Origin of the sequence: Parafrankia irregularis, assembly GCF_001536285.1 — a bacterium.
GTDB classification, from domain to species: domain Bacteria; phylum Actinomycetota; class Actinomycetes; order Frankiales; family Frankiaceae; genus Parafrankia; species Parafrankia irregularis.
The window spans coordinates 160,663-185,514 of the sequence record NZ_FAOZ01000015.1; the positions used below are offsets into that span (position 1 = coordinate 160,663).

Genomic DNA, 24,852 nt, shown 5'->3' on the forward strand with positions numbered 1-24,852 from the left:
GTCAGGCCCCACCGACCTGCGCCTGCCGCTGTCGGGTGGTGCTGTGAACCGGATCCGTGTCGAAGCGGGGCAGCACGTGGCGGCCGAACGTCTCCACGGACTCGATGGCCAGCTCACGGGTCAGCGCACTCGAGAGGACACCGAACACCAGCTGGTCGGCACCGATGTCGACGTAGCTCTGGACCGAGCGTGCGCATTCCTCCGGGTCGCCGACGATGACGTACCCGTTGGTGATCGCCAGTTCGAGCAGGTCCGGAGTGACTTCCGGTAGCAGTTCCGGCCAGTCGGGCACGTGCTTCGGCTTCGGGAACGTGTCGAGATATCGGTACACCAAGCTCTGCAGGCGGCTCATCGACATGTCGAGGGCGGTCTCGCGCGCCCTGGCCCCGTCCGGAAGACACATCATCTGACTGGTGACCATGACATTGTTGTTAACGTATCCGCCGACTGGCTCCGCCTTTTCGATGTTCTTCTTGTACACCTCTATGAGTGGCGCGAGCTCGTCGGGCGTGCCGTGACCGAAGCACAGCACACCCAGCCCCATCCGGGCCGCCTTCTCGAAGGTCGCGGGATTTCCGGCGGCAACCCACAACGGCGGATGCGGGTCGGTGTACGGCTTCGGCAGCACGTTCCGCGGCGGCAGCGAGAAGAACCGGCCCTCGTGCTGGTAGAGCCCCTCCCGCCACATCTTCGGGAGCTCGGCCACGACCTCGTCGAACATCTCCCGCGTCAGCGCCGGGTCGGTGATGCCGAACCCCTGCTGCTCGGTGCTGGACGAACCCCGGCCCATACCCAGCTCGAACCGGCCGTTGGAGAGGTGGTCGAGCATGGCGGCACGTTCGGCGATGCGTGCCGGATGGTTCACGGGCGGGGTGATGTTGAAGATCCCGCTACCCAGGTGGATCCGCTCCGTGACGCCGGCGAGATAGGCGAGGAAGCTCTCGTTCGAGGACAGATGCGAGTACTCCTCGAGGAAGTGATGCTCCGTCGCCCAGGTGTATTTGAAGCCAACCCGATCAGCGGCGCAAACAAGGTCGATCTCGGCTCGCAGGCGCTGATGTTCCGTGTCTGGAGGACCTCCTCCGGTGACCCTCTTCGGCATGTGCAGAGAATTAAAGAGCCCGAACTCCATGGCGGTGCCACCCCTCTCCGACGTCGACGGCAGGACGCCTGGATGTCGATCAACAGTGGACTAGAACTGGTTCTAGAGCGTAGCATGCCGACACCATCCGGCAAGCAATGCCAGCCATCTATACCTGATCATAGAACCGGTTCTAGTATGAGGGTGCTGCCCGCTTATCACTCGTCTGGCGCGCAGCGATCACCACAGTCCACGGGACGCCGAAGCGCTGCGAGAGAGGACGGGGTACATGAGTGAGCCCGACACGAAGATCTACGTCCACGGCGAATGGTGGGAGCCCGATCAGGGCCACTACCCGGTGCTTGATCCCGCGACGGAGCAGGTCGTCGGTGCGGCACCGGAGGCTGGATCAGCGCAGGTGGAGGCCGCCGCGGCGGCCGCTCGCGCGGCCTTCGACGACTGGTCGGCCGCCCCGCCGGCACACCGCGCCGAGATTCTGGACCGCATCGCCCTCCTGCTCGCCAGGCAGGCGAGCGAGCTCGTACCACTCGTGCAGGCCGAGACCGGCTCGACCATGCGGGTCGCCACGACCATGCAGGTGCCGGTGGCGGTCGAGCGCTTCGAGCGCTACGCGCGGCTCGCGGGAGCCTCGACCGACCTTCCACTTCCGCCACAGGCCGTCGCGGCGACCGCGATGTCACGCGGCGGGCTCGTCGGGGCCGTCGCCCGACGCGCCCCGATGGGGGTCGTCGCGTGCATCACCCACCCGGAACCCGGAACAGCTTGATCCCAACCAGCACATTTTCTAGATTAGAACTGGTTCTAGTTTCATTTCACAAAGGCGGTAGACGGTGCGATGACCGAATCAGGAGAGACCAGCGAGGCCCTCGTCGAAGAACTCGACGAGGATCCCTTCGGCGGCCTCGAACGCCGAGAGCTGTGCTCCCTCGGCCGTGAATGGCTGCTGCACGGCCACCTCCAGGACCGCATAGGAATGCCGCTGGTACTGGAGAACAGCGACCGGGAGACGATGGAGAAGGCCGCCATCGACCAGTGGATGGCGGCCAGCCCGGTCTATTCCCGGCGGGTTCAGCGGGCGCTCGGGTTCGGCGCTCCCACCGTCGAGTCGATATTCAAGAACCTCCAGCTCGACATCGGCACTCCGCACCAGTACCTCGACGTCCGGTACCGCCTCCTCGGGCCCGACCGCGGAGAGTTCTTCCTCGCCCACTGCGGCGCGCTGTTGGATGTGGAGCCGATGGGCGAGGAGTTCGTCCACGGTATGTGCCACACGATCGAGGACCCCACCTTCGACGCGACCGCCGGCGCGGGCAACCCACGGGCCCGGGTTCGGCCGCTGCATCGACCGCCCCGCACACCGGCCGGCCGCGAACCGCACTGCCACTGGACGGTCCACATCGACGACGGCCCGCCCGTCGCACCTCACCGCAACGAGGCACTCGTGGCCGCGTCACTCGCGGCGACGGTGACGCTGCCGGCGCCACGAGATGTGCCTGGCGCCGAGCCCGGGGGGTGGGCTGACTACAGCGGCCCGTTCGCGGCGGACTTCGCGCTCGAGGACCTGTCCCGTTCCGCGCTGGTGATCGCGCTGCGCGAGGTGGCGCTGCAGAGCCACCTGTTGTTCCGCTCCTACCAGCTCGCCGTCGAGGACCACTTCGGTACGGAGCGGGTGGCCCAGGTCGTGCCCCGGGTCTTCGCCGGCCTCGGTGGGCTGACCTCGGAACGGCTACGGCGCTCGATGCGTCTGCCGGGCGGCGCGGAAAGCGTGGCCAGGGTCCTGCGGCTGCACCCGATGCTGGCGCCCGCCGGCTATGTGAGGACACGGATCGAACTCGTGGACGCCACCCGGGTGAGATTCGCCCTTCGGGAGAGTCCGGTGACCTCGGAACCCGACGGCCGCACCTGGTTCGCCCGCCTGGGCCACGATGCGGGCAGCCTTGCCCAGATAGCCGCGCTGGTACGCGGCGTTGACGCCCGGGCCAGGGTGGGTGCCGCGCGCCTGCGGCCGGACGAGGTGCTCGCCTACGAGATCGAGGTCGACCCGGCCGCGCCGGAAGCGCCCGAGGCCCCGGAAGTGAGGCTGGCGAAGATCAGCAATGGTGCGGGCTTCCTCTTCCGGCAGCGTCGTTCCCCGCGTGGCCCCGAACCGGTCGCGGACGTGCCGGCGCAGACGGGTGGCAGGCCATGAGCTCGCAGCCCGGCGCGGCGGAGCGCGACATCAACCGCGGGACGGCCCGCGTCGACGACACCGATCATCTACGTCGCGTCTTCAGCGCCTTCCCCAGCGGGGTGACCGCGGTCGCCGCGCTCGTGGACGGGTCCCCGGTCGGCATCGCCGCCAGTTCGTTCACCTCGGTGTCGCTGTGCCCGGCCTACGTCTCGATCTGTGTCGCACACAGCTCCACCACCTGGCCGGTGCTGCGGACGGCCGGCCGGTTCGGTGTCAGCGTGCTCAGCGCCAGCCAGGAGCAGGCCTGCCGGCAGCTTGGTTCCCGTGCCGGTGACCGGTTCGCCGCCCTCTCCTGGCAGGCCACTCCCGGCGGCGCGGTGCTGATGAACCAGGCGAGCGCGTGGTTGGAGTGCTCCATCGAGCAGGAGGTCCCGGTCGGGGACCACAACGTCGTGCTGATGCGGGTGCTCGATCTGAACGCCGACCTTCGGATCCCCCCACTGGTCTTCCAGTCCAGCCGGTTCCATCAGCTGCATTCGGCCGGCGCGTAGATGATCGCCGAGCCCACCGGCGATCTCCCGGTGCCGGCGGCCCGCCGCTGCCAGCACGCCCCGCCCGCCCCGACTCGACGACGGAGATCGTGATGTCACCCACCCTGACCGGCCGGCGATTCATCGGACGCAACGCACTCGTCACAGGCGCCGCGTCCGGAATCGGCCGCTCCGTTGTTCTCCGCCTCGCCGCGGAGGGCGCCTCGGTACTGGCCTGCGACGTCGACGCGGCCGGACTGGCGGAGACTGAGAAGCTGGCCACGGACAGCGACGGAACGGTGCGCACCCGCGTCACGGACGTGCGTGATCCGGCCGAATGCCGGGCGGCGGTCTCGGCCGCCGTCGAGGCGTTCGGCAGCCTTCACGTACTCGGAAACGTCGCCGGGATCCTGCGTTTCAACAACGTGGCCGATGTCAGCGAGCAGGAGTACCGGTCCATGTTCGCGGTGAACACCGACGGCTATTTCTTTCTGTGCCAGGCCGCTATTCCCCATCTTCTCGCCAGCCGCGGAAACATCGTGAACATCGCCTCCAACGCCGGAGTCATGGGGGGCGCCTACACGGTGGTCTACTGCATGACGAAGGGCGCGGTCATCCAGCTTACCCGTGCGCTCGCCATGGAGTTCCTCAAGACGGACCTCCGAGTCAATGCCATCGCACCCGGTGGAACACAGACGAACATCGTCCGCACGGCCGAGTTCCCCGCCGACACCGACTGGGAGCTGATCGGGCGCTACAGCCTGCCGAAGCCCCTGGCCACCCCGGAGCAGATAGCGGCTCTGTTCGCCTTCGTGGCCAGCGACGAGGCCGCGAACATCAACGGCGCCATCCTCGCCAGTGACGGCGGGTTGACCGCCGGGTAAGCCACCCGCCACCGAGAGAGCTTTTCCTGTCGCCACTGTGAACGGTTCAGATGACGCACCACCGGCAGGGCCTTCTGGTGTACACGGGAGCCCGCACTACCGAACCCGACCGACATAATAAGTGGAGCTGTAAATGGGTTGCAGCCTGACATTGCTTCCGGTCCTTGGCGCCGCCCACATATAGCCGTTTCCGGCGTAGATGCCCATGTGGGTGATGTTTGACGGGCTGCCGAAGAAGATGAGGTCTCCGGGCTGTTTTCCGGCCTTCGGTATACGTGTCGTGGCCTGGAACTGCTGCTGGGCGGTACGCGGCAGGTTCCGCCCAAGCTGCCGGTAGACGTACTGGGCGTATCCCGAGCAGTCGAAGGCGTAGGGTCCCGCGGCGCCGTAGACGTACGGTTTGCCGTTCTGCAGGGACGCGAGGTAGACCGCCTTCGCGCCGATCTCGCTTGCCGGGACCGAGTCGTAGGCCGGTGTGGACGCGGCGCCGGACTGCCCCCCTCCGGTGCGAGCGGGCCTCGCCGCCGAGGGTGAGGCCTGGACCGTGACTGTCGCCGCTCCGGCGATCGAGGGGCGCAGCGCACCGGAGCCGTCGAACACGGCGGTGAGGGTGGTCGTGGACAGCAGTCGAGTGGATATCCGCGCCTCGCCGGCGGCGTCCGTGCGGAGCGTGGCCGTGGTGGTCCATCTCGGTCCGTCGACAGCCACGATCCGGACGGCGGACCCGACGAGTGGATCACCATCGGCATCGGCCGCACGGATGGTGAACATCACCTCGCCGTTGGGCGCGACGGTCGCCCGATCGGAGGAGAAGGCGACAGCGGTGAAGTTCCGCGACGGATCAGCGACGGCGGTGGCCAGTGCCGCGGCCGCGCTGTCCGTCACCGCGGGCCGAGGACCCGCGTTCAGGACGCCAGCCGTGCGGACGGGGGGCGTCGGCGATGCCGCGGTGGCAGCGTCGCCGGTGGTGGCGAGCGCGAAGCCAGTCGACGCGGTGGCCAGGCTGCCCGTCGTCATCAGAGCGAGCGTCGCTACGCGGCGCTGCGACGCCGATGCACGGGGCGACATTCCGCCTGTGCGTTCCGTGACCCTCGCTCGCGGATGGCGCCCCTGCGGCGGTGCAGGTTCCTCACGAACCCGGTAGCCGCGCCTTCTCGCACGATCCACCCATACGTCCCTTCGTGCCCCCAATACGACGTATCTACTATGCCATGTAGCAGATCGGCATCCAATCGACGCCTGGACTCCACAGGAACGGCCACCAGATGGGACACTTCACCTGGAAACCATGGGATCCGTCCACCCAGGTCGGGATGGATGGCATCCCACGGAGCCAGCCGTAACAACTACGATTGGTAGTAGATACCAGTGGCGAACGGGTCGGGCCGCACCAGTCCGTCCCGCGACCGGCAAGACTGCGGAGCTGGACGCACGTCACCGGCCGCGGCGATGTCCAGAGGCAGCCGATGGCGGCGACCGAGGCAGGCAGGACCGCTCTCGTCGGCGTGGGATGAGATGGATGCGGTGCTTGTCAGGTGCCGTGCGAGGGGGAGTCGTGGAACAACTCGGCGATCTGGAGGCCGACATCATGGACCGGGTGTGGTCCGCACGCGGCCCGGTGGCCGTCCGTGATGTCCGGGCACTGCTCGCGCCGGAGCGCCCGTTGGCCTACACGACGGTGATGACGGTGATGGACCGGCTGTTCCACAAAGGGTGGCTGACCCGGGAACGCGCCGGGCGTTCCTACCGCTACCAGCCCGCGTTGAGCCGAAGCGCCTACACCGCCCAGCTGATGAGGTCGGTGCTCTCCGGGGCGGACGACCGAGGCCTGGCACTGCTCCACTTCGTGCAGGCCATGGATGCCACGGAGTACGAGACGTTGCGCGAGGCGGTGCAGTGGCACTCCGCCAGCCGTGGTCGCGGCGGCGAGGAACCCGCCCCGTGATCTTCGGTGTTCTCGCGGTGTACGCGGCCGTCGTCGCCTGCGGCCTGCCCTGCTCCCTCCGCGACGCTTCCTGGTCCTCCCGCGCGCCCCGGCTCGCCGTCGTCATGTGGCTCGCCGCGATGATCTCCGTGGTGTCCGTGGCGGCGTTGGCCGCGGCGCTCCTGTTCGTACCGCTGCACGCGATCGGGGACACGCTGGTCCTGCTCGTCCAGTGGTGTGGTTGGGGCGACCACAGCCTTACGGTCTCCATCCGATGGACGGCTCCGTGGGTGGCCGGCGTCGTCGTGGGTGCCGCCGCGGCGCTCCGCCTCCTCCAGGTCGCTGTCGCTGTCGCCGTCGGCGGACGTCGGTCGCGCGTCCGCCACCGCCACGACGTCCGCCTGCTGGGGCGGTTCCATCCCGCGCTGCGGATCTACGTCCTGGATCACGCTGGTCGCAGTGCGTTCTGCCTCCCGGGCCGCAGCGGGGGCGTCGTCATCACCGAAGGCGCGCTACGGGCTCTGCGCCCCACCGAACTCGACGCCGTCATCGCGCACGAACGCGCCCATCTCGCCGGCAGGCACCACCTCATCCTCGCCACGACGGCCATCCTGGCCAGGGCGTTCCCGATCGTGCCGCTCTTCGTCGCAGGCCACGAGGAGCTGCGCCGGCTCCTGGAGCTCACCGCCGACGACAGCGCGGCTCGGCGCAGCGCTCCCCACGTCGTCGCCGAAGCCGTGCTGAGGCTCGCTGCTCCCCCGGCCCCCGTGCTGGGCATGGCGAACACCGCGGTCCGGCAACGGGTACTGCGCCTGCTGGCCGCGGATCCGCCGCTGCCCCGCTCCGCCGTTGCCACTCGCGGCCTCCTCGCCGCCGCGCTGCTGCTCCTGCCACTCGCGGTGACCGTGGTTCCGGCGCTGCATGATCTCGGATACCACTGCGCCTGACCGTCGCGTCCGGGATCCGAGGTGCCCCTGGGGCGCCGGCATGCGGCCGGCACCCCAGGGACCTGGTCGGCTATCCGGTACCGAGCAGCCCCTTCATGGTCGCGACCTCTGCGGTCTGCGTGGACACGATCGTCCCCGCCAGAGCGACGGCGTCGGGGAACCGCCCGTCCCGCTGCTCGGTGCGCGCCATCTCGATCGCACCCTCGTGGTGCCGGATCATCATCTCGCAGAACATCCGGTCGAAGGCCGGACCGGACGCCCCCCGGAGAGCGGCCATGTCGCTCTCCGACATCATTCCCATGCCCTCGGTGCCATGCCCCCCACCGCCGTGACCCCCGCCGGGCATGGCGGTGGGTTCGCCCCACGCGTCAAGCCAGCCGGTCATCGTCGCGATCTCCGGTGCCTGCGCCGTCCCGATCTGCTGGGCCAGCGTGAGCACCGCCGGGTCGGTGGCCCGCCCGGGTGCCAGCTCCGCCATCTCCACGGCCTGCTGATGGTGCGGGATCATCATCTGGGCGAACATCACGTCCGCGGCGTTGTGGTCGCCGGCGCTGACGGCGCTGCCGCTTCCTGCCGTGGTGGACGAGGATGGCGCGGGGGCGTCGCCGCTCCCGCAGGCCACAAGCGTGGCCGCCAGAGCCAGTCCTGCCGCGGCGAGTCCAAGGTGGTGTCTTCTTCGCACAGGTCGTCCTCGGTGTCGGGGTGCCAACGGAGCTGAGGCCGGAGCCGCCGAGCGCGCCGGCAGGCGTGCGCGACGTCCGACGCCGGGCCGCTCACAGCCGCCACACGCAGTAGACGGACAGGTCGGTCAGGTACCGAGGTGGTGGCGTCGGCGGCGGATCGCCCCGCGTCCGTCGCGTCCCGAGGAAGGAGGAAGCGTCAGCGGTGGCACGCATGATTGCCAGGTCGTACCGTTCGCCGTGGCGAGCGACCGGCTCAGTGTCGTCACGGAGCACCGCCGAACAGAGCGTGCCCTGGTGGCCGTGGTCTCCACCGCCGGGCTGGTGCGGGTGGAAGCAGTGCTGGTGAACGTCACGGCCGGTTCCCTCGGCGCAGAGCGGCGAGCCGAGTGCGTGCACCTGCGCGGCCAGGCCTGCGTGCATCGCCAGCAGCCCGAGCAGGACGGCTGACACGAGCACGAGTCGGGCCCAGAGTGCGCCGTGTCGTGCCGTTGCCTCGCAGCGCGTCACGTCACCCTCTCCGCTTCCGCCAGCCGGGATACTACTACGGAAGCTAGTACTCGACGTCGCGCCCCTTTCGCCCACGGGCGGACACGACGCGCCATCCAGGACGGCTTTATCAGCTTTTCTCCGGATCCCACCACCAACGGATCATGCCCGCAGGCGACGACAGGGCCGCACATGCGCCGAGCATCTACGAGAACCTACTATTTGAAGTAGTAGGTTTTTATCGGGCCATGGGCTCGCCGACCGGTTCGGGCAGGTCGGCACCCTGGTACGCGGTGTCGGCCCTGGCGGCGGCCCCTGCGCTGCGGTGCTAGTCCGCGTGCGGCCCTGTCGGCGTTCGGGGCAGCTTCTGCCGTTTGAGCAGCAGGGCGTTCACCGCGACCAGGAAGCTGGACCCGGACATCGTCAGCGCGGCGATCTCAGGTCGTAGCGTGAGGCCGACGAGGGGTGCGAAGACACCGGCGGCGATCGGCAGGGCGACCGTGTTGTAGCCGACGGCCCAGGCCAGGTTCTGGCGCATTTTGCGGACGGTGGCGCGGCCGACGAGCAGAGCGGTGGGCACGTCCAGCGGGTCGGAGCGCATGAGCACGACGTCCGCGGTCTCGATCGCCACATCGGTGCCGGCGCCGATCGCGATGCCGAGGTCGGCCTGCGCCAGCGCCGGGGCGTCGTTGACGCCGTCGCCGACCATCGCCACCCGCCGGCCGCCGCCCTGCAACCGTGCGATCTCCGCCGCCTTGTCACCTGGCAGGACCTCGGCGATCACCGTGTCGATGCCGAGTTCCCTCCCGATCCGTTGCGCCGTACCCGCGTTGTCGCCGGTGAGCATCACGACCTCGACGCCCGCGTCGTGCAGGGCGGTGACCGCCGCCGCGGCGCTCGGCCGCGGCGTGTCGGCGAGACCGACGAGGCCGGCGATCCGCCCGTCGACCGCCACCAGCACGGCCGTGCGCCCGTCAGCGGCGAGGGCGTCGAGCCGGCGGGCGGCCTCGCCGAGAGCGACACCCTCGGCCCGCATCAGCCGGCTGTTGCCGACCGCGACCCGATACCCGTCGACGGTGGCCACCGCGCCCTGCCCCGGGACGTTGCTGAACGCCTCGGCAGGCCGCCGGGGCACGCCGCGCACGTCGGCGTGGCGGGCGATCGCCGCCGCGAGCGGATGCTCGGATTCCCGTTCGACCGCAGCGACCAGCGGCACCAGGTCCTCCTCGGGGAGACTGAGTGTCTCGAAGCCGGTGACCTCGGGCTCGCCCTTCGTCAGCGTGCCGGTCTTGTCCATGACGACCGTGGTGACACCGGCAGCGGTCTCCAGCGCGGTCGCGTTCTTGAACAGGACGCCCCGGCCGGCACCCAGGCCGGTGCCGACCATGATCGCTGTCGGGGTGGCCAGACCGAGGGCGTCCGGGCAGGTGATGACGACGACGGTGATCGCGAACAACACCGCCTCCTGCGTCGGCCGGTCGGTGGCGAGAAGCCACACCAGCCCAGTGGCGAGCCCGCCCACGAGGGCTACCAGGACAAGCCAGAAGGCGGCCCGGTCGGCCAGCCGCTGGCCGGGAGCGCGGCTGTTCTGCGCCTGCTGGACCAGGGAGACGATCTGCGCCAGGGCGGTGTCGGCGCCGACCTTCACGGCCCGGACCCGCAGGATGCCGGTGGTGTTGATGGTGGCACCGATCACCTCGGACCCCGGCGCCTTGTGGACGGGCAGGCTCTCGCCGGTGACCATCGACTCGTCGATGTCGGACTCGCCGGCGACGACCACCGCGTCGACCGGGATCCGGCCGCCCGGCCGGACCAGCACCAGATCCCCGACGACCACCTGCGCGGTCGGCACCTCGACAGGCTCGCCGTCCCGCAGCACCAGCGCCTTCTCCGGCGCCAGCTCCAGCAACGAGCGGATCGCGTCGTTGGCTCCGCCGCGGGCACGCATCTCGAACCAGTGGCCCAGCAGCACGAAGGCGGCGAGCACGGTGGCCGCCTCGTAGAAGACCTCGCCGCCACCGGTGAGGGTGACGACCAGGGAGTACGTCCAGCCGGTACCGATCGCGACGGCGACGAGGACCATCATGTCCAGGGTCCGCGCACGTAGCGCTCTGAACGCCCCACCGAAGAAGATCCACGAAGCCCAGAAGATCACTGGCAGGCTCAGGATCAGCTGGAACACGTCGTCGCGCAGCCCGAACGGGGCAGGGACGTCGAAGCCGAGCACGTCCCTGCCGATCGCCGACCACAGCAGGATCGGGACCGAGAGGACCGCGGCCACCAGGAACCGGCGGCGCATGTCGGCGACCATCGCGGCCATCGACAGGTCGCCGTGCCCACCGTGGCCCATCGCCTCATGCCCAGAGGCGACCGGGGCCCCGTCTCCTCCCGGCCCGTGACCGTCCTGCAGACTGCCAGCCCTCGCCATCTACTGCACCACGTAGTAATTCATCGAGCCGAACCTCTTCCCTCGACGGCCGGATCGCCCACCGGCCCCCACTCCCTGTGGCGAAGACCCAGATGCCCGGAGCGGGAGCCAAGCACAGCGCTTACTACCACCGTCACCGTCTCGACAGTGGGCTGGACCACGTCGACCGGTCACCGTCGACCCGCTTTTCTACTACGTGAAGTAGTGGTTTAGCGTGACCTTCGGCCACTCACGCCGGACCGCCTGCCGATCCCACCCCGGTTCCGGTGCTCCCTTCGACAAGCAGTCGGGCAGGAAACAGGAAAGGGGTTCCACACCGAAGGCGCCCGCGACGTCGGGCGCCACCGCCTTCTCCCCAACCGGTACTCGACCGGAAGTCCTGGCTCGATCCCCCACCCGCCGCCGCGGAGGTCCGGTGAATCTCGCAGCTGTTCTCGTGACCGGCCTGTTCGCGGGCGGGGTGTCCTGTGCCGCGGTCCAGGGCGGGCTGCTGACCGGTCTGATCACCCGGCAGCACGCCGCCGCAGCGGGATCGGCACGGCCGCCGGGCGGCGCGCCCCTGCGCGGCCGCCATTCGGTCCGGGTCCAACGCGCGCGGTCCGGTCCAGGACGGCGGCCGCAGCAGGTCGGGACGGAACCGGACTGGCGCACGCGGCTCGGTGACGACCTCACACCGGTCGGTGGGTTCCTGGCCGGCAAGCTGGTCTCGCACGTCGCGCTCGGGGCGCTGCTGGGGGCGGCCGGCAGCGCGGTGGAGCTGTCGGTCGGCGCCCGCACCTGGCTGCAGATCGGTGCCGGCCTGCTGATCATTCTGTTCGGTCTCGCCCAGCTCGGCGTGCCCGGATTCCGCCGCGTCGTCGTCGAACCACCCGCGTCGTGGACGAGGATCGTCCGCCGGCGGGCCCGATCGCAGGCCGCCCTGGCACCCGCGCTGCTCGGCCTGGCGACCGTGCTCATCCCGTGCGGGGTGACGCTGTCGGTGGAGGCGCTGGCACTCGCCTCCGGGTCCGCGCCGGCGGGCGCGGCCACGATGGGAGTGTTCGTCCTCGGCACCGGCCCGCTGTTCGCCGTCCTCGGTTACGCCGCCCGCAAGGCCGCGACGGCGTGGCGCAGCCGACTGGCCCTGGTCACCGGACTGGTCGTCCTGGCGATGGGGCTCTACACCCTCAACGGCGGCCTGCAGCTCGCCGGTTCGCCCCTGGCCGCGGGCCGTCTCGCCGAAACCCTCGGTCTCACCCAGCCACCGGCGGCCGACACGTCCGCAGCCTCGACCGCCGGTGGCCGCCAGACCGTGGAGATCACCGCCCGCGCCGACTCCTACAGCCCGGGCAACGTCCAGGTTCAGGCCGGTGTGCCCACCACGCTGGTCGTGCATTCGGACAACGTGCGGGGCTGCATCCGGTCGTTCGTCATCCCCGGTCACGACGTCGAGGAGATCCTGCCAACCCAGGGGGACACCGCGATCGACCTCGGTGTTCTGGAGCCCGGCCAGCTGCGCTACGCGTGCGGCATGGGCATGTACACCGGCCTCATCACCGTCGTCTGAACCTCGTCCGCGCCGTCATCTGACGTCGTCCATCTCGGTGACCTCGTCCATCTCAGCCGAACCGCCCGCCCTTCCCGAACGAGGAGAACGGAGTACCCCGGTGCCCGTCACCACGCACACCTTCCGCGTCGAAGGAATGCACTGCGGCAGCTGCTCGCTGCTCATCGACGACGCGTTGGAGGACCTGCCAGGCGTGCGCGGCGCGCGGACCGCCCTCCGGCAGGCGCGCACCACGGTCGAGCTCGACCTCGACCAGAACAGCCCGCAGGACGTGGTCGCGGTGATCGAAGAGCTCGGCTACCAGGCCTCGCCACTGCCGTGACGCATCCGGGCAGCGGACACACCAGCCGGCGGTACGCGGCACGGGTGGACAGTCCCCCGACCGCACCGCTTGTCATCCGCCCGACGGGACGTCACGCGGCCCGCAACGCGGACGCGGCCCGCGCCGGGCGTCGGAGGCAAACCGAAGCCCGGATCATGGATGACACGGGAGCGGACCGCATTCTGGCGGCGTTCGCCTCGCTCGGCGCCGCCGCCACCCACGCCGCGGTCGCGCCGAGCCATTTCGGCAGCTGGCCGCTGTCCGGGGTGTTCTTCATCGCGGCCGCGATCTTCCAGGCAAGCTGGGCCCTCCCCGCGCTCCGGCAGGCTGGCCGACGGACGATGGCCGCGGGCCTGCTGGTCAACGCCGGGTCGATCCTGCTGTGGCTTGTCAGCCGGACCTCCGGGCTCCCCATCGGTCCCCACGCCGGCCTGCCCGAACAGGTCGACAGGGTCGACCTCACCACGGTCGCGTTCGAGGCGGTGGTCTGCGTCGTCGCGCTGTGGGAGCTGTGGTCCCGGCACGCCCGCGGGTTCCGCTCCTCCTTCAGCGCGGCCGTCGTGATCGGTGCCGCCGGCGCCGGTGTCACCGGCCTCGCGATCCCCGCGGTGGAACTCGCCGGTTCACACAGCCACAGCCACGGCCACGGGACGACGGACGAATCCGTCCCGCACTCCCACGGTCAGGGCGGGGAGCATCCGGCGACCCCGACCCCGACCCCGACCCCAGACGGCGGCGATGGCGGCGCACCCCCTGCGTCACCGGCGGTGGGAGAGACCGGCGAACCGGAGCGGCCTCGGCCCGCGTCGAGCCACACCCATGCCCCGGGTACCGCACCCCACGACGACTGAGTCCGGGTTTCACACCCCTGCCCCCTGGCAGGTGTCGTGCTCCGAACAGCGAAGGGCGTACCTCTTCCCGTGGATACCCCCCGGGGGTATGTTCGGTGCGTCGAGCCGGCCTCCGCAAGGACGCGTGGCCCGTCGAGCACCAGCACATCGCCAGATCCGAGGGAGGACCCCGATGAGCGAGACCACCTACACCGTGACCGGCATGACCTGTGCGCACTGCGTCGCCTCGGTCAGCGAGGAACTCGGCGAGATCGCCGGCGTCACCGACGTGGCGGTGGACCTGGGCTCCGGCGCCGTCACGGTGACCAGTGACCGGCAGCTCGATCCGGTCGAGGTTCGTACCGCGGTCGAGGAAGCCGGCTACCAGCTCGTCGGCTGAGGCCGGCGCCGCCGCGGGACGCGGCCACGGCCACGCCCCGCGAGAAGGAGGTACGCATGAACACGATCGCGAAACTGTCCGCCTTCGGTGCGGCGCTCACCCTGGTCTTCGGCGGTGCCTACGGCGTCGGCACGGCGGTCGGTCCGCTCGACGCGGCCACCACCAGTACGGACCACGACGCCGCCACCGCCGGCGGCCACGGGGGCGACCACAGCGGCGCCGCCCCGGACCTGCCGGGCACTGTCGGGCACGGCACCGACGGTCATGGCCACTGATCGCGAAAGGAAGGTACGGCCGGTATGAGCACAACCGCGACGACGACCACCGGCGCCGCGATCACCGAGATCGAGCTTGCGATCGGCGGGATGACCTGCGCGTCCTGCGCGAACCGGATCGAACGCAGGCTGAACAAGATCGACGGCGTCACGGCCACCGTCAACTACGCCACCGAGAAGGCCCGGGTGAGCGCCCCCGGCGGCGTCGACCCGGCCGTGCTGGTCGCCCAGGTGGAGGCAGCCGGCTACACCGCCGACCTGCCCCGGCCACCGGCCGCGGACCTGGAACCGGGCGCGGTCGGAACCGGAACCGGAACCGGGGCCGGCGCCGGGGCCGGCGCCGAACCCGATCCGACCCGGTCGCTGCGCCACCGCCTGATCACCAGCATCGTGCTCGCGGTTCCGGTCATCGCGATGGCCATGACGCCCTCCCTGCAGTTCACGAACTGGCAGTGGTACTCCCTCGCCCTCGCAAGCCCCGTGGTGACCTGGGCCGCCTGGCCGTTCCACCGCGCCGCCTGGACGAACCTGCGCCACGGCGCCGCGACGATGGACACACTGATCTCGATCGGCGTCAGCGCGGCGTTCGGCTGGTCGCTGTACGCCCTGCAGTTCGGCACCGCCGGGACACCGGGGATGACACACCCCTTCGAGCTGACGATCGCCCGCGGCGACGGCACCGGCAACATCTACCTGGAAGTCGCGGCCGGCGTCACCACCTTCATCCTCGCCGGTCGGTACTTCGAGGCACGGGCGAAGCGACAGGCCGGCGCCGCGCTGCGCGCACTGCTCGAACTCGGCGCCAAGGACGTCGCCGTCCTGCGCGACGGCGCCGAGATCCGGATCCCGATCAGCCAGCTGGCCGTCGGCGAGCGGTTCGTCGTCCGGCCCGGCGAGCGGATCGCCACCGACGGCGTGGTCGACGAAGGCTCCTCGGCCGTCGACGCCTCGATGCTGACCGGCGAGTCCGTCCCCGTCGAGGTCGCCCCAGGCGACACCGTCACCGGAGCGACGGTGAACGCCGGTGGACGTCTGATCGTGCGTGCCACCCGCGTCGGCGCCGACACCCAGCTCGCCCAGATGGCGAAGCTCGTCGAGGACGCCCAGACCGGCAAGGCCGCCGCGCAGCGGCTCGCCGACCGGATCTCCGGCGTGTTCGTGCCCGTCGTCATCGCCCTCGCGGCTGCCACCCTGGCCTTCTGGCTCGGTGCGGACGCCGGCCCGGCCGCCGCGTTCACCGCCGCGGTCGCCGTACTGATCATCGCCTGCCCCTGCGCCCTCGGGCTGGCCACCCCAACCGCGCTGCTGGTCGGCACCGGCCGTGGAGCACAGCTCGGCATCCTCATCAAGGGCCCCGAAGTACTCGAATCCACCCGCCGGGTCGACACGATCGTCCTCGACAAGACCGGCACCATCACCACAGGACGCATGAGCCTGGTCGGAATCCACGTCGCCGCCGGCACCGCTGGCACCGCCGGCACCGCCGAGGCGGACGAGACCGAGGTGCTGCGGCTCGCGGGGGCGCTGGAGAACGCCTCCGAACACCCGATCGCCGCCGCCATCGCCCGCGGCGCCCACGAGCGGGTCGGCGATCTGCCCGACGTCGAACAGTTCACCAACCTGGAAGGACTCGGCGTCCAGGGCATCGTCGACGGGCACGCCGTCCTCGTCGGACGACCGGCGCTCCTGGAGAAGTGGAGCCAGCCGCTGCCGCCCGACCTCGCCGCAGCCAGAACCACCGCCGAGACCGCCGGCCGCACCGCCGTCGGCGTCGCCTGGGACGGGAAGGCCCGCGCCGTCCTCGTCGTCGCGGACGTCGTGAAACCCACCTCGGCCCAGGCCGTCGCCCAGCTCCGCGAGCTGGGGCTCACCCCCGTGCTGCTCACCGGCGACAACACGGCCGTCGCCCGCACAGTCGCCACCGAGACCGGCATCGACACCGGCCCGGACACCCTCATCGCCGAGGTTCTGCCGGCCGACAAGGTCGACGTGGTCAAACGTCTGCAGGCGCAGGGCAAGGTCGTCGCGATGGTCGGCGACGGCGTCAACGACGCCCCCGCCCTCGCCCAGGCCGACCTCGGCCTCGCCATGGGCACCGGCACCGACGTCGCCATCGAGGCCAGCGACCTGACCCTCGTCCGCGGTGACCTGCGGGCCGCCGCGGACGCGATCCGACTCTCCCGCCGCACCCTGGCCACCATCAAAGGCAACCTGTTCTGGGCCTTCGCCTACAACCTCGCGGCCCTGCCCCTCGCCGCGGCCGGCCTGCTCAACCCGATGATCGCCGGCGCCTCGATGGCGTTCAGCTCGGTGTTCGTCGTCGCGAACAGCCTGCGGCTGCGCCGGTTCGCCGCACAGGTCGACGCCCCACCCGCCACGACGGCACCCATCCCCCGACACCACCGAGACGACGCGGCGTCGATACCCACTGAGATCGCCGAACCGGCCGGACTACCCGGACAGCTCCATCCTTCCCATCGGAAAGATCTTCGAGACCCTCACCGCCTGCCGTGAGCGGAGCTACGGCTCAGGACACCGATTCACCGCTCAGGACACCAGGAAACAGTTCGCCACCCGGCGCAGGCAGTAACACGGTCTGGCCCGCGGGCCCGCCTGTGCGACATCCCCGTGGGGACGTCCGGCGATCCACAGGCGTTCGCCCTCCACCGACGTCCAGTGCCACAGCAGGCGCCTGCCGAAACGAATCTGTAGCGGCAGTCGGGCAAGGGGCATGGCGCCTGTCGGGAAGGTGGGCCACCGGCCCTGCGCGCGCAGCACGATCACGTTCCGGTTGGTGACGACGACGATCCGGGGGCCGATCACGTGGTAGGTGAGCGCGGGCCACAGGAGGATGTAGAGCGCGACAAGCCCGAAGAGGAGCAGGGGCACCGCGATGAGGACGCCGTAGCCGAAAATCATGAAGAGGCAGTAGGCGGCCCAGTAATAGATCTGGTAAGCGGCCTCGGGCACCAGAAAGTAGCCGACCACAGCGAGCGTGTAGCCGAACAAGGGCACCAGAATGCGCAGGTACGGTGTGCGCGTCTGGGCCATGAACACCTGACGGATTTCTTCGCCGGGTTCCAGGTAGGGCCGCACGCGAAAGGCGATCTTGCTGTCCATGGCCATCTCGAGGTTGAGCGTAAACGCGTTTCGGCCGGAATGCAGCCGGTGTTCGGCAGGCGAGCGTCGTGGCCGCGCATTCGACCGACAGCCGGGCCTGTCGACGTCGGGCAGACCGAGCGCCCGGCAGAGCGGGACGCGCCGGGGTGCACGGTGATCGGGGCTGGGGCCGGTGCCGGGGGCGGGGCCGCCGATGTCACCCGCCTGCGCTCGGGGGATCCGTCGACTGCCAGCGCGGTCGCCGAGCAGGCGCTGCGGCACCCACCAGCACCAGCACCGGCACCGCACAGAACGCGGGCGCAGGTGAGCATCGCTAGAATCTCGATGTGGAGAACGCCATTGCCTCCCCGAGCGGGGTGGCCGCCCGCATCGCAGCGCGGACGGCGGCCGAACGGCGACGGCCCGACTACGCCAGCGAGGTCACCGCACTGATCGAGGCGGCCCGGAAGGTCATCGACGCCAGCGGCACGGCGGCGAAGGCGCGGGTGGCCGACATCGTCACCGTGGCCGGCTTGTCCAACGACGCGTTCTACCGGCACTTCCCATCGAAGGACGCCCTGGTCGCCGCACTGATCGAGGACGGCGTCGAACGGGTCGCCGCCGCCCTCGCCCGCCGTATGGCCAAGGAACCCACGGCCGAGGGCAAAATCCGTCAGTGGCTCGACGCGGCGCTCTCCCAGACCGACGAGACCCAGGCCGCGTCGACCTCGGCGATCCTGTCGAACAGCGCGAACCTGAACACCGGCTTCCCCACCGGCGACCACAGCGCGAAACGGCCGCTCGCCGAGCTCCTCCACGAACCGTTCGCGATGCTCGGCAGCTCGACCTGCGAGCTCGACGCCGAACTCGTCACCCACGCCGTCTATGGGAGAGTCAGCGGCCATCTCAGAGCCGGTTCCCGCCCCACCCCTGACGAGGCGGAACGCCTCCTGCGGTTCTGTGTGTCCACGGCGCTCGACGGCGGACCGTCGGTCTAAGCGGGCGATACGTCCCCGCCGCCGGTGAACCGTGCTCATTTTCCCGTCGCGCCGGGTGGCCGGATCTTCTAAAAGGGCCCCGTCGAACAGTCACGCGACGTGTAGGAGGGCGGCGAGGTTCCCACCCATCACCTTGCGGATGTCGTCGTCGGGCAGGCCCTTGAGGTCGTCGACGAAGGTGATGGGGTCTGCGAGGCCTTCGGGGTGCGGCCAGTCCGACCCGAACAGGACGCGGTCGGCGCCGATGAGCCTGCACAGGCCGACCGGGTCCTCCTCGTGGAAGGGGTGGACGTAGATGTTGCGCTTGAAGACCTGGATCGGGTCCTCGTCGAAGGAGTGCGGCGCGAAGGAGTAGGCGTGCTCCAGCGCTTCCAGGACGGGGCGCACCCAGCCGCTGCCGTTCTCGACCGGGGCGAACTTCAGCGTCGGGAACCGGCTGCAGACCCCGTGCGCGATCAGCGAGGTGACGGTGTCCACGATCGGCCGGGAGAAGTGCCGGATTATCTGCGCGAAGGCGGAGGCGCCCTTGAACGGCAGCATCTCGCCGTCGCGAACGCCTTCCCACTCGTTGGTGTAACGCTCGTAGCCGCTGTCGGAGGCGTGCAGGCCCACCAGGATGTCGGCCTCGGCCACCTTGGCCCAGAACGGGTCGAACTCCGGCAGCGCGAACGACCGCTTCCCGAACAGACCGGGCACCGGCGCCGGGCGGATGAGAATGACCCGCGCGCCTCGCTCCACCACGTACTCCAGTTCCCGGATACCTTCCTCGACGATGCCGAGGTTGATGACCGGGGTCGGGAAGATGCGGTTCTCGTAGTTGAACGTCCAGTCGTCGTGCATCCACCGGTTCAGGGCGTGGATGACGGCGTGGGTGGCCACCGGGTCGTCGCCGAGCCGCTCTTCGAGCAGGCTCGCCAGGGTCGGCCACATGAGCGCCCCGTCCAGGCCCAGACCATCCATGATCTTGATCCGCTCGGCGGGGTCACGGAACCCGGGCAGGGACCTGATCGGCTTGCCGAGAATCTCCCGGTAGGACTTCCCCTCCTTGTTGCCGGTCCGGAAGTACTCCTCCTGCGCACCCGGTGCGGCGACGACCTCGAAGGTCGGGTTCGGGATGTAGTCGGAGATGACGTTGCGGACGGCGATCTTGGTGCGCCCGGCGACCTCGACGTACTTGATGAGGCCGTCGTACTCGCGGGGAAGGTGGCGGGTGAAGGAATCGGTCGTCTCGTACAGGTGGTTGTCGGCGTCGAACACCGGATAGTCAAGCGAGCGAGAGGGCATGGCGGCGAGCCTTTCTTCGGTCGGCGGTGGTGATGTCCAGCCTGAGGTGACGTCCAGACTGTTGTGCTGTTCAGCCTGTGGTGCTGTTCAGCCTCGGGCCGGGAAAAGGGACAGGAGCTCGATTTTCCGGACCTTGCCGGATGCGGTCAGCGGGAACTCCTCGACGAACCGCCACCGGCGCGGAACCTTGAAGTGCGCGATGCCTTCCGCCGCGAACTCGGCCAGTTCTTCGGCGGTCACGGCGCCGGGTGTGGTGAGCCGGACGACCGCGGCGACCTCCTCGCCCCACCGGCCGCTGGGCACGGCGAGCACGGCGACGGAGTCGACGGCCGGGTGGCGCAGCAGGGCGTCCTCGACCTCGATCGGGTAGATGTTCTCGCCGCCGCGGATGATGACCTCGCGGGTCCGGCCGTGGATGCGGACCACGCCCGCGTCGTCGAGAGAGCCGACGTCGCCGGTGCGCAGGAAGCCGTCGGCGTCGAAGACCTCGTCGGTCGCCTTGGGCATGTCCCAGTAACCGATCATCGTCAGCGGCGATCGGACATGGACCTCACCGATCTCGCCGCGGCCGACGACCTGCCCGCCGCCGTCGACGATGCGCAGGTCGGTGTGCGGGATCGTGACGCCGACGGTGGTCGCCACGTGATCGGCGTCCCCGGCCGGGTCGGACTGGGTGACGATGGGGCACTCCGACTGCCCGTACCCGACGGAGACGGTCGCCCCGTGCGCCTGCAGCCGCTCGACCAGCGACGGCGGCACGCTCGCCCCGCCGAGCCCGACCGACCGCACGGTGGTCAGCGCCTCGTCGAAGCCGGGGGTCTCCAGCAGCGCGTAGAACATCGTCGGCACCCCACCGGTGCGGGTCGCGCCGGTGGCCCGCATCAGTGCGACCTGCCTGACCGGGTGAAACCGGGACATCGCCACGTAGCAGCCACCGGAGGCCAGGGCCGCGAGCACGATGACCACCGACCCGCCCACGTGGTGCAGCGGAACCGGGTTGAGCCAGACGTCACGCTCGTCGGCGTGGAACGTCCGGGCCCGGAGGTGCCCGGCGTTGAGAGCGGCGCGGTGACTGAGCGTCGCCCCTTTCGCCCGGCCGGTGGTACCCGAGGTGAACTGGATGAGGAACGGGTCCTCCGGCAGCACCACGGGCCTGTCGGTGACGGAGGGCGTGGCCACGTCCTTGGCGATGCCGGTCAGGTCGACCGCCTGAGCGCCGAGCCGCGGGCGGACGAGCGCGGCCGCCCGCGAGCGCAGGTCGACACCGCGGTTGTCCACCCCGGCGAACAGCAGCCTCGGGCTGGCCAGGGAGAGCGCGTGGGCCACCTCGCCGTCGGTCCAGGCCGTGTTGAACGGGACGAGCACAGTCCCGGCGAGCGCGCAGGCGTACTCGACGATCACCCATTCCGGCCCGTTGGCGGCCCACAGCGCGACCCGCTCCCCCGGCCGGGCGTCGCGGCGGATCTCGGTCGCGGCCGCCTCGGCAGCGCGAAGAAGCTCGCTGTAGGTGAGGCTGTCGAGCGCGGCGGGGTCGTCGTCGACGGCCCACACCAGCGCCGGCCGGTCAGGCTGCCCGGTGGCGCGCAGCCGCAGCTGGTCACCGACAGTGCGGTCCAGTAGGGCCTCACCGGGCCGCGCCGTGACGGCGGACGGCGCCCGGGCCGCGGTCATGACGCTCCCAGGCCGGCGTCGGCGCCGGTGTCAGAGCCGACGCCGAGCACCCGGGCGGCGTTGTGGCGGAGGAACTTCGGCCAGACCGTGTCCTTGAACGGGACGCCGTCGAGCTCGGCGAAGGTGCGGTCGAGCTCGATGCCGAACGGGTAGTAGCCGCCGTAGATGATTTTGTCCGCGCCGCGGGTGTTCGCGTAGTCGATGATCGCCTTCGGGTAGTGCCTCGGCGCGAACGCGGTGGTCGAGTAGTACAGGTTCGGCCACTTCAGCAGCAGCTTCACGGCCAGGTCGACCCAGGGCTCGGCGCCGTGACGCATCACGAACACCAGCTCGGGGAAGTCGTAGCACACCTGGTCGACCCGCTCGACATGCTGCGGCGCCATCGGGATGCGAGGCCCCGGCACGCCGACGGAGACGAACACGGGCAGGCCGAGTTCGACACACGTCGCGTAGATCGGGTAGGCGTGCCGGTCGTCGATCGGCACCTGCGGCGACAGGCCCGACGGGAACAGCGTCACGGCCCGCAGGCCGTGTTCCGCCACGGCGCGGCGGATCTCCCGGACCGCGCCCATGACGTCGTTCGGGTCGACAGCGAGCGAGCCGGCGAAGCGTTCCGGGTGCTTCACCAGCGCGGTCCGCGCCGTCTCGCTGGTGATGTTGACCAGGGCCAGCTCGACGCCGTGGGCGTCCATCTTCCCCAGCGTCTCGTCGATCGCCCGCTCGTCGGAGACATCATCCGGGCGGTTCGCCGGCATTCCCTTGAACATGTAGCCGATGGTGTTGTCCGCCCGGCCGGCGTCGCGCAGCCCGGGGATGGACGGGATGTTGCTGGTGGAGCGGAAGCCCATCAGGGTGTCGATCACCTTGATGTCGCGTGGTCGGGTCATCGGCTGGCCGCCTGTCTCGCGTCGTCGGCGTCGGGAAGCGTGAACCGGGCATGCGCGGGGTCAAGGCCACCGAACACGGGCGGGCGCCGCTCCCGCCAGCTGCGGACACCCTCGGCGAAGTCCGCCGAGGCCAGCGCCGCCTCCAGGTAGGCGTCGCCGCGCGCGACCGCGGCCGGCAGCGTGGACGTCAGGTCCGTGTAGGTCTGGCGTTTGACGACGCCCATCGCGGCCGGCGAGCAGCGCGCGGCCAGGCCCGCCGCGTACTCCTGGGCCGCGGCGAGCAGGCCTGTGTCCTCGACGACACGGTTCACCAGACCCAGCCGCTCGGCCTCGGCGGCGCGGACCAGCCGGCCGGACAACAGCAGGTCGTTGGCGACGCCGAGCCCGACGATCCGGGGCAGCAGCCAGGTCATGCCCAGCTCGGCGATCAGTCCGCGACGCACGAACGCGGTCGCGAACTTCGCCGACGAGCCGGCGAACCGCACGTCGCAGAACAGCGCCAGTTGCAGGCCGACTCCGAAGCAGGCCCCGTTGACCGCGGCGACGACCGGCTTCGCGATCGTCATCGCCGTCCAGTAGGTCGGCCGGGCCGCGTCGATCTCGTACGAACCGGCGTTGGTGATGTTGTCGAGGCTGCCACCGTCGGCGCCGACGCAGAAGTCCGGCCCGGCGCCGGTCACCACCAGCGCGCGCACCTCGGGGTCCGCCGCCAGCCGGTCCAGCGCGGCGAAGAACTCCCGCCCCAGCCCAGGAGTCCAGCCGTTGCCAGGCGGCCGGTTCAGGCTGACCGTGGCCACGCCGCCGGCGACCTCGACCTCGACCGTGCCGTCCTCGGCCCACGGCGACCGGCTCGGGAACGGGGCCTCCGGCGGCGCCTGCCCGGCGGTCACAGGTTGAGGAGCGCGGCGGAGTTGTCCCGCAGGATCCGCCGGCGGGTCGCGGTGTCGAGGCCCTCGATCTCCTTCTCGAACTGCAGCGGTTCGGCGAGGCCCTCGGCGTGCGGCCAGTCCGAGCCGAACAGGACGTGGTCGGCACCGATCAGGTCGATCAGATCGCCGATGTCGTCCTCGTAGTAGGGGGCCACCCACACATGCCGCCGGAAGGTCTCCACCGGGTCACCCGAGAAGCCCTCCGGTGACTGGTTCGCGTACTTCTTCATCAGGCGCAGCAGCGGCCTGACCCAGGCGGCGCCGTTCTCGATGCTGACCGCCCGCAGTTTCGGGTGGCGGGCGAACACGCCGTCGACCACGAGGCTGGCCATCGTGTCCTGGATGGCCCGGTCACCAACGACGATCTTGGCGAGGACGTTCGTCCTCCCGAACGCCTCCAGCTTCGCCGAGCCGCCCCACATCGCCGACATCCGGTGGTAGCCGCTGTCGCCCAGGTGGAACGCGACCGGCACGCCGGCCTCGGCGAGCCGGGCCCACACCGGGTCGTGCGAGGGATGGCCCAGCGACCGCCCGCCGGCCCCCATACCCGGTGCGGGTACCGGCGCGGGCCGGACGTGCACGATCCGCGCGCCGAGCGCGAGCACCCGCTCCACCTCGGTGACGGCGGCGTCCGGGTCGGCCAGCGAGATCAACGGGACCGCGAACAGCCGGTTCTGGTAGGCGTAACCCCAGTCGTCCTCCAGCCATCGGTTGAACGCGTGCAGCGACGCCATCGTCGCCGGGACGTCCTCGCGCAGCGCCTCCTCCACCCCGACGCCCAGGGTCGGGTAGAGCACCGCGGCGGCGAGACCCTGCTCGTCGAGCCGGCTGACCCGCGCGTCCCGGTCGCGGTACTCGGGAGCCAGCGGTTCGAGCTCCATCAGGGTCGCCCGGCTCACCCCCTCGGGCATGACACCGCGGAAGTAGAGGTCCAGGCAGCCGGGCTTGGTGACCGGATTGAACGTGGGGTTCGGGATGAACTGGCTCACCCGCCCACCGAGCACCATCACGACCCGCCTGCCCTTCTGCAGCATCTGCACGCCGCGCTGGGTGAACGCCGGGTCGAGATGGCGGGTGAACGCGTCGAGCGGCTCGTAGTAGTGGTTGTCGGCGTCGATGGGCCGCAGGTCAGTCACCGCGGGATTCCTTCCGTCGCAGTCCGTCATGGCCCCTGGTGGGGCCACCCGGGACAGGGTGAAAATGTGGTGGGGCGTTCGGTCGACGTCGTTAGTACTTGGTGCTGTGAGCCCGGGTTGCAGTCGGACGCTGGAGGCCGCCTTCAGGCACCCGTGACTGTTGCTGCGAGCACGTGACTCAGCTTCTTCTTCGCCTGGTCGGTCTCCCCGGACGTCCCGCCTGACACACGGTGGGAGGTGGCCAGTGGAGACACTCGTCGAGCGGTGCGCCGGTCTCGACATCGGCAAGGCCGACGTGAAGGCCTGCATCCGGATCCCCGG

24 protein-coding genes are annotated in these 24,852 nt (G+C 70.4%); 13 read left to right on the top strand and 11 right to left on the bottom strand.

What is annotated here, in order from left to right; genetic code table 11:
- Nucleotide 1: 1 nt before the first annotated feature.
- A complete protein-coding gene (locus AWX74_RS22225) occupies nucleotides 2–1,132 on the bottom strand; it encodes an LLM class flavin-dependent oxidoreductase (RefSeq protein WP_091280233.1) in 1,131 nt (376 codons plus the stop codon).
- A 238-nt stretch (nucleotides 1,133–1,370) separates the two neighbouring features.
- Between AWX74_RS22225 and AWX74_RS22230 the strand changes: the two genes are divergently transcribed.
- The 4 genes from AWX74_RS22230 (at nucleotide 1,371) to AWX74_RS22245 (ending at nucleotide 4,686) form a co-directional block, all read left to right on the top strand.
- Nucleotides 1,371–1,868 carry an aldehyde dehydrogenase family protein gene (locus AWX74_RS22230; protein ID WP_091280235.1) on the top strand — a complete coding sequence of 166 codons (498 nt, stop codon included), beginning with the start codon at nucleotides 1,371–1,373 and terminating at the stop codon, nucleotides 1,866–1,868.
- 69 nt (nucleotides 1,869–1,937) lie between these two features.
- A complete protein-coding gene (locus AWX74_RS22235; RefSeq protein ID WP_193209743.1) occupies nucleotides 1,938–3,290 on the top strand; it encodes a hypothetical protein in 1,353 nt (450 codons plus the stop codon).
- Nucleotides 3,287–3,823, top strand: coding sequence for a flavin reductase family protein (locus tag AWX74_RS22240; protein ID WP_091280238.1), 537 nt, complete (start codon nucleotides 3,287–3,289; stop codon nucleotides 3,821–3,823). Before AWX74_RS22235 ends, AWX74_RS22240 begins: the two co-directional genes overlap by 4 nt.
- Before the next feature lie 92 nt (nucleotides 3,824–3,915).
- Nucleotides 3,916–4,686 carry an SDR family NAD(P)-dependent oxidoreductase gene (locus AWX74_RS22245; RefSeq protein WP_091280240.1) on the top strand — a complete coding sequence of 257 codons (771 nt, stop codon included), beginning with the start codon at nucleotides 3,916–3,918 and terminating at the stop codon, nucleotides 4,684–4,686.
- Nucleotides 4,687–4,782: 96 nt separating this feature from the next.
- Here the strand turns inward: AWX74_RS22245 and AWX74_RS22250 are convergent, their stop codons facing one another.
- A complete protein-coding gene (locus AWX74_RS22250; protein ID WP_226931029.1) occupies nucleotides 4,783–5,703 on the bottom strand; it encodes a C40 family peptidase in 921 nt (306 codons plus the stop codon).
- Between the two features lie 538 nt (nucleotides 5,704–6,241).
- Between AWX74_RS22250 and AWX74_RS22255 the strand changes: the two genes are divergently transcribed.
- Together AWX74_RS22255 and AWX74_RS22260 are read left to right on the top strand one after the other, a co-directional pair.
- Nucleotides 6,242–6,631, top strand: coding sequence for a BlaI/MecI/CopY family transcriptional regulator (locus AWX74_RS22255; protein WP_091280245.1), 390 nt, complete (start codon nucleotides 6,242–6,244; stop codon nucleotides 6,629–6,631).
- Nucleotides 6,628–7,557, top strand: a complete 930-nt coding sequence (locus AWX74_RS22260; RefSeq protein ID WP_091280248.1) for a M56 family metallopeptidase — start codon at nucleotides 6,628–6,630, stop codon at nucleotides 7,555–7,557. Before AWX74_RS22255 ends, AWX74_RS22260 begins: the two co-directional genes overlap by 4 nt.
- Nucleotides 7,558–7,627: 70 nt before the next feature.
- Here AWX74_RS22260 and AWX74_RS22265 read toward each other — a convergent pair whose 3' ends face one another.
- The 3 genes from AWX74_RS22265 to AWX74_RS22275 all read right to left on the bottom strand — a co-directional run bounded on the left by AWX74_RS22265 (nucleotide 7,628) and on the right by AWX74_RS22275 (nucleotide 11,154).
- Entirely contained in the window at nucleotides 7,628–8,239 is a 612-nt protein-coding gene (locus AWX74_RS22265; RefSeq protein ID WP_091280251.1) for a DUF305 domain-containing protein, read from the bottom strand.
- A gap of 91 nt (nucleotides 8,240–8,330) precedes the next feature.
- Nucleotides 8,331–8,747 (bottom strand): hypothetical protein, encoded by a 417-nt coding sequence (locus AWX74_RS22270; protein WP_131799515.1) that lies wholly within the window; start codon nucleotides 8,745–8,747, stop codon nucleotides 8,331–8,333.
- A 307-nt stretch (nucleotides 8,748–9,054) separates the two neighbouring features.
- Complete coding sequence (locus AWX74_RS22275; protein ID WP_226931031.1) at nucleotides 9,055–11,154, bottom strand: copper-translocating P-type ATPase; 2,100 nt, start codon at nucleotides 11,152–11,154, stop codon at nucleotides 9,055–9,057.
- Nucleotides 11,155–11,569: 415 nt separating this feature from the next.
- On the opposite strand from AWX74_RS22275, the gene AWX74_RS22280 reads away from it, so the two are divergent.
- From AWX74_RS22280 to AWX74_RS22305, 6 genes are all read left to right on the top strand, one after another.
- Nucleotides 11,570–12,700 carry an urease accessory protein UreH domain-containing protein gene (locus AWX74_RS22280; protein ID WP_242666353.1) on the top strand — a complete coding sequence of 377 codons (1,131 nt, stop codon included), beginning with the start codon at nucleotides 11,570–11,572 and terminating at the stop codon, nucleotides 12,698–12,700.
- Nucleotides 12,701–12,800: 100 nt separating this feature from the next.
- Nucleotides 12,801–13,022 carry a heavy-metal-associated domain-containing protein gene (locus AWX74_RS22285; RefSeq protein WP_054564654.1) on the top strand — a complete coding sequence of 74 codons (222 nt, stop codon included), beginning with the start codon at nucleotides 12,801–12,803 and terminating at the stop codon, nucleotides 13,020–13,022.
- A gap of 155 nt (nucleotides 13,023–13,177) precedes the next feature.
- Nucleotides 13,178–13,873 (top strand): hypothetical protein, encoded by a 696-nt coding sequence (locus AWX74_RS22290; protein WP_091280259.1) that lies wholly within the window; start codon nucleotides 13,178–13,180, stop codon nucleotides 13,871–13,873.
- Between the two features lie 172 nt (nucleotides 13,874–14,045).
- Nucleotides 14,046–14,252 (top strand): heavy-metal-associated domain-containing protein, encoded by a 207-nt coding sequence (locus AWX74_RS22295; protein ID WP_054564655.1) that lies wholly within the window; start codon nucleotides 14,046–14,048, stop codon nucleotides 14,250–14,252.
- Nucleotides 14,253–14,308: 56 nt separating this feature from the next.
- Entirely contained in the window at nucleotides 14,309–14,527 is a 219-nt protein-coding gene (locus AWX74_RS22300) for a hypothetical protein (protein ID WP_091280261.1), read from the top strand.
- A 24-nt stretch (nucleotides 14,528–14,551) separates the two neighbouring features.
- The gene (locus AWX74_RS22305) at nucleotides 14,552–17,041 is read left to right on the top strand and encodes a heavy metal translocating P-type ATPase (RefSeq protein WP_226931032.1); all 2,490 of its coding nucleotides are present in this window, start codon (nucleotides 14,552–14,554) and stop codon (nucleotides 17,039–17,041) included.
- Nucleotides 17,042–17,074: 33 nt separating this feature from the next.
- On the opposite strand, the gene AWX74_RS22310 is transcribed toward AWX74_RS22305, so the two are convergent.
- Nucleotides 17,075–17,908 carry a hypothetical protein gene (locus AWX74_RS22310; RefSeq protein ID WP_242666354.1) on the bottom strand — a complete coding sequence of 278 codons (834 nt, stop codon included), beginning with the start codon at nucleotides 17,906–17,908 and terminating at the stop codon, nucleotides 17,075–17,077.
- A 65-nt stretch (nucleotides 17,909–17,973) separates the two neighbouring features.
- Here AWX74_RS22310 and AWX74_RS22315 point away from each other — a divergent pair, with 65 nt between their 5' ends.
- Nucleotides 17,974–18,624 carry a TetR/AcrR family transcriptional regulator gene (locus AWX74_RS22315; RefSeq protein ID WP_091280262.1) on the top strand — a complete coding sequence of 217 codons (651 nt, stop codon included), beginning with the start codon at nucleotides 17,974–17,976 and terminating at the stop codon, nucleotides 18,622–18,624.
- Between the two features lie 90 nt (nucleotides 18,625–18,714).
- On the opposite strand, the gene AWX74_RS22320 is transcribed toward AWX74_RS22315, so the two are convergent.
- The 5 genes from AWX74_RS22320 to AWX74_RS22340 form a co-directional block, all read right to left on the bottom strand.
- Nucleotides 18,715–19,908: an amidohydrolase family protein gene (locus AWX74_RS22320; RefSeq protein ID WP_091280265.1), complete on the bottom strand. Its 1,194-nt coding sequence runs from the start codon at nucleotides 19,906–19,908 to the stop codon at nucleotides 18,715–18,717.
- Between the two features lie 87 nt (nucleotides 19,909–19,995).
- Nucleotides 19,996–21,579, bottom strand: a complete 1,584-nt coding sequence (locus AWX74_RS22325; RefSeq protein ID WP_091280266.1) for a class I adenylate-forming enzyme family protein — start codon at nucleotides 21,577–21,579, stop codon at nucleotides 19,996–19,998.
- Entirely contained in the window at nucleotides 21,576–22,466 is an 891-nt protein-coding gene (locus AWX74_RS22330) for an amidohydrolase family protein (RefSeq protein WP_091280269.1), read from the bottom strand. Before AWX74_RS22330 ends, AWX74_RS22325 begins: the two co-directional genes overlap by 4 nt.
- On the bottom strand, nucleotides 22,463–23,356 hold the full coding sequence (locus tag AWX74_RS22335; protein WP_091280271.1) for an enoyl-CoA hydratase-related protein: 894 nt from the start codon (nucleotides 23,354–23,356) through the stop codon (nucleotides 22,463–22,465). The genes AWX74_RS22330 and AWX74_RS22335 overlap by 4 nt, the downstream gene beginning before the upstream one ends.
- Nucleotides 23,353–24,531: an amidohydrolase family protein gene (locus tag AWX74_RS22340; protein ID WP_091280274.1), complete on the bottom strand. Its 1,179-nt coding sequence runs from the start codon at nucleotides 24,529–24,531 to the stop codon at nucleotides 23,353–23,355. Before AWX74_RS22340 ends, AWX74_RS22335 begins: the two co-directional genes overlap by 4 nt.
- Nucleotides 24,532–24,852 lie beyond the last annotated feature (321 nt).